The sequence below is a fragment of the Pseudoalteromonas piscicida genome, assembly GCF_002744175.1.
Lineage (GTDB): Bacteria > Pseudomonadota > Gammaproteobacteria > Enterobacterales > Alteromonadaceae > Pseudoalteromonas > Pseudoalteromonas piscicida_B.
This window is the reverse complement of the sequence record NZ_NKHF01000044.1, coordinates 39,037-49,575: the sequence shown is the minus strand read 5'-3', so window position 1 is coordinate 49,575 and position 10,539 is coordinate 39,037. Positions and strand designations below refer to the sequence as shown.

The following is a 10,539-nucleotide window of genomic DNA, read 5'->3' as shown; positions in this document are numbered from 1 at the left end:
GAATTAAGGTGGGTGTCAGCAATTTGCTATCAGCAATTTGGCTCACGATTTTGTCGTTTCTTCTTTGAAGATAAGAGGCCAAATAACTTCTACTAAAATTGGGTCAGTTCTCCATCAATTGCTGTAGTTGGCTTTTTCTTCCTCCTAGTCCCCTAAACATCGTACATGATCTCTTAAATTATGAAGTTGAGATAATTAAAAATTGATGAGGAAATTGCTAGCAAATGTAACATGAATGGGTACAATTGAGTTGATTTTAAATAAAAAGGGAAAATTGTGAAATTTAAAATATCAAATAAAATCTGGCTGACAATGTCGAAAGTTCTATTTGTTTCATCATTGTCACTTCCAGCCTTAGCCAATACCGTCGCCGGTAAAGTAACACACTCTATTTCTGTACCAAACTCTGGATATCTGAATAGCCCTGTAAATATTTCTTGGTCTCCCTTACCGGGCTTTTCGTTCGCCGACTTTTCTTTCGTGAAAATAGGCTATCGGTTAAACGGAGGCGATTACACTTTTCAGGATCATAGAGGTTCAGGTACGTCAATTTCGCTTAATCAGACAGGTCGTTGGTGCTTTATTGTTCGAGGATGGAACTCGAATGAGGGCGAGTTCGGATTATTTAATATAAATAATGAGCAATGCGTCCAGATCAGAGACTTACCAACTCCTAGCGTACCTGCTTTCGGATCGCATGAGTATTATCAGCCGGTAAATAAAGATTTTGTGCTAAAATGGAATCCCCAGTCTGGGGGGCAATATGTAAGTTATTATAAACTGAATGGCGCTTATTTTAGTGGTCAGAGTAAAAAACTGAACTTCGCAAATTATGGTAGGCAGTCATTCTCTGTTCAGGCTTGTAATTCGCAAGATAAATGTAGCTCCGCAGCAACAACTGGGGTCTATATCTATTCATCCCCTGGTTTTGTTAGAAACCTGACATCTGAGAAAGTGGATGTTGAACTCAATGAAGCGGTAAACATTACCTGGCGCCCTGCTGGAGGTATGATCCCATCTGGGTATTACGCTATTTCTCTAGATGGTCGTCAGTTATACTCAGGTAAGGATCTTCATTACACGCATCGTTCTAGTAACCCGGGTTGGCATACATATAAGATTGCAGCTTGCAATCCAAGCTTACCATGTACAGAAAGCTATCATACTATTAATGTGTCGGGTAGCGCGGAAGTCGAAGGTAATGCTTCATTTAATTATGAGCATGGATCAGGAAATAAAATAATTGACCCGTACTACAATAAGAATGAATATCTTTCTTGGAACATATCACAAATAAAAAATGCTAATTCTTATCAGGTTGATGTTTTAGCAGAAGGTGGCAGCCTTTTAGGTTCCTATAACACTGAGAATGTAGGGAGTAACGTTAGGTTTAAGTTCGGTAACAACATTAATAGTACGAACTATAAAACAAATCAGAGTGTAAGAGTGAAGTTGAAAGCCTGTAATAGGTATAATCAGTGCAGGTATGTAACTGACACCAATTCTACTCCAACAATAAAGCTCGCTAAATGGAATAACAATGTCTATTACGAGGGGACTCCGCTTCACATCGTTGCAATTCATGCTGAAACGGATAGTAGTCAACAGAATGTATACAATAAACTATGGCCAAGAGCCAAGGTTGGAACTGCTGGAGCAGCTCCCGCGAAGGGTCCGCATTACTTCTACGAAGTAGATGGTTATGAGCTAATAAAAGCATACATGTTTCCCTACGCCATTGATGATGCACAAGGCAATCTCAAGGCAAACAGCGGCGTGGCTGCACAACCGGAAACGTCAAAAGTACTATTTGATGGTGTTGTGCTTTGGAATAATCTAGGAAAGTATGATAAGAACACCACAAGCGTAAATCGACTTGAAAATACTTTCCATGAAAGTGATGGGCTTATTGCTCCGCTGACAACGGTCAATAGTAGACATTTCTGGAGAGAGTATCTTGATAATGTGTTTGGCGTAAAGTCTGAACTTGATTTAGTTGATTTGAACGATTCAAAATTTAATACTAAATACTTGTTTAAACCTGATGAAAATGGCAAAAGAGTTTCGATATTTGATGCTATTCATAAAACAACTTTGGATACTGAGGCGCCAAGAGGTGTTTACCTGATTCTTCCCGCCCCCTTTATAGAGCCAGGTTCTGCTGATAGCTTTGACTATGGTTTGCATTTGAAAAGAACAAAGTACTATATTGATGAAGTAATTGAGCAGTACAGTATTTTCTTGGAAAATGTCAAAGAAAGGGGCGAAAAAACCAATGTAAGACTCGCAGGTTTTAAATGGGGTCAAGAATCATCTGGTATGAAAAACGAAAGCGTCTGTAAAGCATCAAAAACAGATGAAGCCTGCCTCTCGGCATTTAATGATTATCTGCGAGAAATCAAACGCTATCTCAATGGCTTTACAGCCAATAACCCAGGCACAACAGGTCAGCTCCAGCACCTTGCTTTTGTTTATAGTACAATAAATGCTGATTTCAAAACACATGCATCGCCAGGAAAGAAATTTTCTGAGTTTACCTGTGAAAAAAGTGAAGAAAAGGTAGAAGAGTGCTTTACTCGTTTCTCTTCTATAAAGGCTGGTGGTTTTGTTGAACACTTTGACCAAGTATTTTTCCAGCCGAATGCGACTTCACGAAGATTTGGCAATAAAAAAAGTGGAGATATGAGTGATGAGGCCATTGATAGAGAAGTATTAGATTGGTACGTGCGAGGGTTGTTTAATAAGCTTCCTGAGTCTGATGCAAGTAAATACTCACTCATGATTGAGTATATTAGAGCATTGGGTAAACCGATAGTTAATAATGAAAGAGATTTTGGGTTGCTCTCGACGGATCCAGGTCACCTCATACATCCTCATTTTAAAAACTTTGAATACCCCTCATACAGATCTAGACTGCATGGAGAGACTAAATACACGGATGGCTTCTATGGTGATTTAAGTTACTATACTGACTATATTATGACTCAGTTCCCGCCAGAATTCAGGCAAGGGAAACGCAGTTTTCTTTACGATGACAATGGTGGCTTGGCATATTGTTACTCTCAGTATGCGCGTGGGTTGAAAAATTCATGTGTAGCCGGGAGATATATAAAGGGTGATAATTCACAAGATAAATTCCACCGATGGGATTTAGTAGAGTCGATCAGTGATTTACGCAGCCTGTATAGCTTCATTGAAGCAACAAGATCTGCAAAGAAAAACAATGGGTTAGCTACCAAAGCTTTCCAGGGAGATAATAATATTTTTCCAAAAGAGCCTATTATAATGCTAACTAACCACGATATCATTCCCGGAAAAGTAAGTAGCAAAAAACTAGATAACATTGCAATCTCATCCGGACAGACAATATCAGTCAAGTCCCTAGTAAGGGCCCGATTACTGGAAGAGGTAGCCTTTAAGTCAGACATAACCGGTATTAAGGAAGATGATCTGGTTCGCTGTTCAGCCGAGCCAAGAGTTCGTGTATCGTTTTACGATACTAATAATACACTGTTGCTTGAGCAGAATGTTGGACTAACCAAAGAGCAATTTAAGTATGCATGCTTAACACACGCAATGAAATCAGCTTATTTTGAGGGCGGTAGAGGAGAGGAACGAGGGATAAATCCTTCAGGTCATCAATATGCAGGTAAGAGAGCGTATGGCAGTGGATTTTGGCCTGATGCTGATAATTGGGAACTATTGAAAGGAGAGTTTACTGCTCCTTCTCAAGCGGTAAAGGCATCAATTTCATTAGAAGCCGTTTCAACTGGCTTACCCAATAACTTAGAGGCCTATATGTTCTACAGGCCAGAATATATCATTCACTAGTTGGATACCTGTTATGGTCTTGCGAGGGTCTTACCCTCGTAAGACCAAAGATAGAAAAGTAGTCCGACAAAATTTATTGTACTTGTAGCGGGTATTTGTGAGTGATTTTCGGAGAAAAGCAACGCGGGAGAAAAGCAACGCGGGCACCCATCACTATTTTCATCTACGGAATTAGGGTAGTTGCCACATCCTGAATTCTCATTCAAAAGTAACAATGCTGACACCCACTGTTATTTTAGGTATTTATGTGAAAAGTCGCTCAACAGAGGCTAATCTGTAGCGCTTTTAGCGGATAAGACTTGTATAAACCAGTTGATTTACAGAAATGAATTGCTTTCAAGATCAAAAGTTATTATCACGCACAGGAGAACTCCTGAGATCACATAGTCAGGAATATGGAAGTTATGGATGTGAGTTTATTTAACCCAGCAAGCGTTCGCAGTTGGTTAGGTTAGTACGCCGGTGCTTTTTAAGTGTTTTACAATGAGCGGTGATAGCGCGCTTCCTACCCACCGCGCCGTGAAATACTCGTGAAAACTGCGTGGTAAGTTTGAACCAGCTCTCGGGTTCTATATTTAATCGAGTAAGGATGGGTTGCATATCGTCAATATACCCAGGCTTGTCAGCACGAATACATCGGCCTGTGAGCTCGACAAGTTCAATATAATAGCTGAGTTCAAAGGGGAGTCCTTTTGGCATGTTTTTTTGTGGGCTGCCAGCAAAGCATAGTAGAGACTTGGGTTGCTGGCCGAGTTTGGCATAGTCGATCCGCTTTTTGATGCTGGTGTAGTCTGAAGTTTCTGGTGTTGTAGCGACTTTGGCTCGAATGGGGTTTAGGTCTACATAGGCAAGGCAGGCTGCTAGGGCTGCTTCATCAAGCAGTGCTTGAGATTTGAATCTACCCTCCCAAAAGCGACCTGTACAGCCATCTTCTTTATTTGCTCTACGGGCGATATCCTCATTGAGAACCCGCATAAACCAGCTGATATCTGCCAATCTTTCGCGATACTTGGCAACTTGCTCGGCTAAAATCACATGCTCTGACTCGCTCAGCGGTTCGCCGTTGGCAAACTTTTGCGTTACGGCGTTGCCTTTAAACAATTCATGCCATCGTATCACAACGGCTTTGTCAGACAATCGCTTAGCCTCATCATCGTCAACATGTAGAACAAGATGAGAGTGATTACTCATCACCGCATATCCACACACATCAATACAAAATACAGCGCCTAGCGCTAGGAGTTTTTCCTCAATCCAACCGCGGCGATGTTCGAAGGATTTGCCAGTGAGTGCATCTTCACCGCACAAAAATGCTCGGCGTACGCAGCGTGAGATACAGTGGTAGTATTTGGTATCGGTTAAACTAATCAGTTTTTTACGGGCAGTCGCCATCGCTTTTTCCTCAATCCTTTGAGTTCAGAGTTAGAGCGTAGACGACATCTAAGAGGCTTGCAAATTTGGAAAACGTTGAGGTGGGTGTCAGTGATCTTGATGAGGAGATTATCGGCGAACTACAGGTCGAGCTGATACTAAATCCAAGTAATTACTTATCATTGTCTTCGTCATTTAACTCCTCACAGGTTTTCTGCTGGGCTGCAATTTTTTCACGTTCAGCTTTTGAGATATAGCGCGGCTTATTGCTTTTTTGGAGTTTTGCATTTGCACGTTTGTCTTTTTTCTTTAGGGTTTCGTAAATTTTCTTTTTGCGATTCATGTTCACAACTCATGATGAATGAAGTGCTAGTTTACCTTAGCACTCGTGGGTTCAACAATGATAAAAAGATAGCTATTTAACCTTCCTATAAAAGAGGTAGGGATAATTGATGTCTTTTGTAACCATTAAAGCTGGAGGTTAATAATGGGAAATCACACCTTCCCGAATCATTGGGGATTACTTTGCTAAAAAATCCAATCTAATCATACAGGACAATACTGACACCCATCATTATTCTCACCTACAGGAAAAAGCGGACTATCAAGACACCCACCATTGCCAATATTTTCCCCTAAGGGAAATAACTCTAGATAAATAGCATAGACACCCATAGAACTATACTGGCACCCACCACTATTTTCACCTGTAGGAAAAAGTTTTTAGGAGTGTAAATACTTTGCGAGTTCGCTCCAACTACAAGAGCTATGGTGTTGTTAATTCAAAGGTGACGAGAAGCAAAATAGTCCAGTACATCTATATTATGCCGAGCAAGTGCTACGGTAAGATATTTCATTCTAGTTGTTATGACATACGTTGACGTGTCACGTAAGTTATTGCTTTGCTACGAGTGATATTTGCAGTATAAAAGTAGTAGGTAGTTTACTTGTACAGGTAACATCAAAGGGATGTTGGTATGAAGAAATTTGGTTTTTTGTTTAGCTTGTTGATTGGGTGTTGTTGCAAAGAGGTTCAATCTCAAGTGGTCACTATATACCATAATCCATCTCAAGGGGTGCAAACAGAAAGCCACGTATTTTCTTATCTGCAGAGTCGTTTGGCTGGTTTTGTGATCGACAATCGCGAAGCAAGTATTGACCGCGCGCTGAAAAACATTGCAAATGGTGAAGTCGCTTGTGTTAGAAACCTAGTTAAAAATAAGGAGCGCAGCAAAACGCTATTGTTTCTGATCCAATCACCTATTTTCTAGGGCTACAGGTATTTGTTGGACCAATGGTTGAGGTGAGTGGTACAAAAAACAGCTCGAGTCTTGAAGACTTGCTTGCAGCAAATCCTAATTGGCTATTAGGAATAGAGAAGGAGCGCTCTTATGGTGATAAAGCGGATGCTATCATTGCAAATACCGTAGCTGAGCAGCTTTACATTAAAGAGGGAAGTGAAAACGAAGCGCAAATGTATTCGATGTTAATGAGCGGGCGGTTTGAAGTATTATTAGAATATCCGAGTGTCGTAGCCTTTTACGGCAAGAATGGGAAAGTAAAGCCTAGGATAGTTGAACTCAATACATTTTCACCGTTGATCACAGGTCATATTGCCTGTAGTGACACACCGGCAACACAAGCGTTACTGGCTGTGCTAAATGTTGAGCTTGAACTATTAAGAAACGACTCGCGTTTTATACAATGGCACCTTGATTATATTGATAAAAGCTTGCACGACTCGTTTAGCGCGGAATATCGTAAGGCGCATCAAGACTAGAGTGAAGCCGCTAGAACTTGATCGGCAAGTGTTTGTAGATGCTCGCTGTTACACTGGGTGACGGAGTAAGTTCGAATACCATAAACACACATAATAAAAAATCGCGCTTTATTGGCTGCGGCTTCTTCTGTCATTACCTCACTATCTGGCCAAGCAGTCAAAAATTGCTGCCTTATCAAAGATTCAAACTGCTGAAGATGGGCATTTAATACGCTTTGGATCTCATTATCTTGCTCACCGATTTCGTTAAGTGTTTTGGTCAACAGACATACTTTTTTTGATTCATCTGCTAAACATTCACTGAGTAAATCGTCCAAAAATAGTGTTAAAGCATCGCGAAGACATGTGCTGTTTTCGAATAACTGTTGGTAGTGAGCGTGTCTATCTGACTGATACTGGTCGATGGCAGCTAGTAATAAGCCCTTTTTATTTTTAAATGCGCAGTAAATAGAGCCTGGGTGCAAGCCAGTTACTTCGGTCAGTTTTGGCATACTGGTTTTGTTGTAGCCGTATGTCATAAATGCGTGCATTGCATTTCTTAATACGGATTCTCTATCAAACTCTGCTGTTCTCATTATTTTCCAAGGTTTGGCAGTTACTTGTCAGGTAGACATTATAACAAAATCCCTTGGCTTTTATGGCATAAATAATCTGAGCTTCGGATAATTAATGCTTTTCTAGCAGCCTGCTATTGGTGCGTAAATTCGTCTTGCCTACAAGGATGTAGGTATCAGCTCGGTAGCATGACGCGAGAGTGGAGTTATCCCCAAAACTTTCTGGCTAGAAAAGGAGATAGTTTAATGTGATTTTGAAAAATAAATTAGCTCACTTCTTATCCAAACCTGAGGTTAAATAATAATATTTGAAATTTACTTGAATAATGATTCAAGAATCCATATGTTGAATGTATATTCAAAAAAGGAGAAACAAACATGCCGCAGGTACTTTTTGACGACGTTAAGCTCAACGACACCCTATCACTTAAAAATCGCATTCTTATGGCACCGCTAACACGCTGTATGGCAGACGATAATCTCGTGCCGACTGATGATATGGTGAAGTACTATGCTCGACGTGCCGAGGCGGGACTCATCATTAGTGAAGCGACCATTATTCGCCCCGATGCCCAAGGTTACCCCAATACCCCAGGGTTATTTACGTCAGCGCAAATTGCTGGATGGAAGAAAGTAACAGACGCGGTACATGCGAATGGTGGCAAGATCTTTGCCCAGTTATGGCATGTAGGTCGTGTTGCTCACCCTCACTTCTTTGGTGGGGATGTCCTCGCACCCTCTGCCATTGGTATTGAAGGCTCAGTGCCAAGAATGCGAGAGTTGACCTACCAAACTCCAAAAGCGGCAACAACAGAAGACATTGCTCAGCTGGTTGCTGATTATGCGAAAGCAGCAGAAAATGCCATTGAAGCTGGGTTCGATGGTGTTGAAATCCACGGTGCGAATGGCTACCTGATTGACCAATTTTTGCATTATGCATCAAACCAACGTACTGATGAATATGGTGAAACCCCTGAAAATATGAGCCGGTTTGCGTTGCAGGTTACCGATGCCGTTATTGCGAGTATTGGAGGAGAGCGTGTTGGCTTGCGTTTGTCTCCTGGGGCATACTTCAACATGGAAGGCGACCAAAGAGATAGAGCAGTATTTGATTACTTACTCTCAGCTTTAAATAATCGCACACTTGCATATGTTCATGTTGGAATTTTTGACGATAGCATGGAGTTCGATTACTTAGGAGGTAGCGCGTCTGCTTATTTACGGAGCTTGTATAAGGGAACGTTAGTTGGAGTTGGTAGCTACACTGCTGAGTCTGGCGCTGAAGCGATTGAAAAACAGCAATTTGATTTGCTGGCGATTGGGCGACCATTTATTGCCAACCCAGACTACGTTGAGAAAGTGCGTAAAGGTCAAGCTATCAAAGCTTATGATGAGTCTATGCTAGCAACCCTAGAATAGCCTGAACTTGATAACAGCTTGTTCTCTAGCAGGTATTATCTCTTACTACTACGTTAAATTTACCTCGTATTAAGAAACAACTTCTGGCTAGATTGATATTACACCTGTGAGCGTTGGCATTTTAGTTGATTAACTAACTTTTTATCCAAGGCTCAGGTTGGAGTTGTATTGGTTTTACGATAAGCAATCCGTAAGTATGAATTTTAAGCGATGCCAAACACTTAAGTTTGGCATTTTTTTGTGTATTGCATAAGCTTAGAAAGTGTTATGTATTTATTAAGCAGTCTATTTGCTTTATCTACCTATTTAAGTTTGAGCGGCTATAAATATTGCCCCTTCAAGCATTTGCTAATTATTAATCAACTGGATTGTAGCTTATTCATTAACATTAGTACGAATAAAGGAGTATTTTGCGGTTTATTTGTTCGGTAAGTGTGTAATAATATGGCAGCAGAGCAGTTGTGAGTGCGTCGAACATGCAAGAAGACTTATTAAATTCCGTAATCAAAATTACCAAAACGCGAGACGTTGATTCTCTCGAATATAGCTTAGTATCCACTATCCAAGAGTTTATTGGTTGTGAAGAAGTCGCTGTGTTTAAAGATCTTTTAGTACCCGGAGAAATAGCCATAGAAAGAAGCCTATTGCTCAGAAAACTATCAGACAAAGAGTTCGACTGGGAAGAAAGAAGCCTGATCAAAGAACCAGACAAGGAGCTTATCTCTTGTTTGCAGTCAGCATGTATTATTACGGTTCAGGCAAAAGATGGGACGGAGCGGCGCTGGGTGCCAATTAGTCTCCTAGAAAAACCCGTCGGGGCAATAGCCGTAGTCAGCAACGGTATGTCTAGTGCAGACCAAGTATTGTTAAATGCTTTTTGTCGTATTTTTGAAAATTACCTGACCATTCTTCATGAAAACGAGCGTGATAAGCTCACAGGCTTACTTAATCGTCAAACCTTTGAAAAACGCCTAAAGCAGCTGATCGAAAAGCAAGTGATCAAGCAACATAAAACGGTCTGGCATGGTGATGTACGCTCTGTACATAAAGGTGCGACATCGTGGCTGGCAATTATGGACATAGATCACTTTAAAAAAGTAAACGATAACTATGGTCACGTCTGTGGTGATGAAGTTCTGCTTCTGTTAGCTCAGCGTATGCGTCAGTTCTTTAGATCAACAGACTTATTGTTCCGGTTTGGTGGTGAGGAGTTTGTATTGGTGTTTGAGCCAACTGACTATGACTCCATTAAAACAAAAATGGACGAATTTATGGAGCTTATTAGAAACACGCATTTCCCGTTTGTTAAAAAACTGACGGTCAGTGTTGGCATGTCACGGATCAGCCCATATGACTTTCCCATTACTGTATTAGAAAACGCAGACAAAGCCCTGTATTACGCCAAAGATAACGGGCGCGACATGATGTGTTTTTATGAAGAGCTGTTATCACAGCACAAGATTGAAATACCAGAAGAAAACTCTGATATCGACTTGTTTTAACCTGCCGAGTAGAGTGTGAGAAGCGGTCAGCGCCGCTTTTCTACCCAACTGCGTCGTTACACTTCTCAATTACTACCGCTTA

General features: G+C 40.9%; 8 protein-coding genes. 5 read left to right on the top strand and 3 right to left on the bottom strand.

Annotated features, from left to right (window positions below; genetic code table 11):
- Nucleotides 1-276: 276 nt before the first annotated feature.
- Nucleotides 277-3,831 carry a hypothetical protein gene (locus tag CEX98_RS10595; protein ID WP_099642042.1) on the top strand — a complete coding sequence of 1,185 codons (3,555 nt, stop codon included), beginning with the start codon at nt 277-279 and terminating at the stop codon, nt 3,829-3,831.
- 420 nt (nt 3,832-4,251) lie between these two features.
- Here the strand turns inward: CEX98_RS10595 and CEX98_RS10590 are convergent, their stop codons facing one another.
- The gene (locus CEX98_RS10590) at nt 4,252-5,223 is read right to left on the bottom strand and encodes a transposase (RefSeq protein WP_099642041.1); all 972 of its coding nucleotides are present in this window, start codon (nt 5,221-5,223) and stop codon (nt 4,252-4,254) included.
- 151 nt (nt 5,224-5,374) lie between these two features.
- On the bottom strand, nt 5,375-5,545 hold the full coding sequence (locus CEX98_RS10585; protein ID WP_099642040.1) for a DUF2986 domain-containing protein: 171 nt from the start codon (nt 5,543-5,545) through the stop codon (nt 5,375-5,377).
- A 634-nt stretch (nt 5,546-6,179) separates the two neighbouring features.
- Here CEX98_RS10585 and CEX98_RS10580 point away from each other — a divergent pair.
- On the top strand, nt 6,180-6,473 hold the full coding sequence (locus CEX98_RS10580; protein WP_099642039.1) for a hypothetical protein: 294 nt from the start codon (nt 6,180-6,182) through the stop codon (nt 6,471-6,473).
- A 23-nt stretch (nt 6,474-6,496) separates the two neighbouring features.
- On the top strand, nt 6,497-6,982 hold the full coding sequence (locus tag CEX98_RS10575; RefSeq protein WP_099642038.1) for a hypothetical protein: 486 nt from the start codon (nt 6,497-6,499) through the stop codon (nt 6,980-6,982).
- Here the strand turns inward: CEX98_RS10575 and CEX98_RS10570 are convergent.
- Nucleotides 6,979-7,557 (bottom strand): TetR/AcrR family transcriptional regulator, encoded by a 579-nt coding sequence (locus CEX98_RS10570; RefSeq protein ID WP_099642037.1) that lies wholly within the window; start codon nt 7,555-7,557, stop codon nt 6,979-6,981. The two genes, CEX98_RS10575 and CEX98_RS10570, sit on opposite strands and share 4 nt — an antisense overlap.
- Nucleotides 7,558-7,914: 357 nt before the next feature.
- Between CEX98_RS10570 and CEX98_RS10565 the strand changes: the two genes are divergently transcribed.
- Together CEX98_RS10565 and CEX98_RS10560 are read left to right on the top strand one after the other, a co-directional pair.
- Entirely contained in the window at nt 7,915-8,955 is a 1,041-nt protein-coding gene (locus tag CEX98_RS10565; RefSeq protein ID WP_099642036.1) for an alkene reductase, read from the top strand.
- A gap of 476 nt (nt 8,956-9,431) precedes the next feature.
- Nucleotides 9,432-10,457, top strand: a complete 1,026-nt coding sequence (locus tag CEX98_RS10560; RefSeq protein WP_099642035.1) for a GGDEF domain-containing protein — start codon at nt 9,432-9,434, stop codon at nt 10,455-10,457.
- The last annotated feature ends 82 nt before the right edge of the window (nt 10,458-10,539 follow it).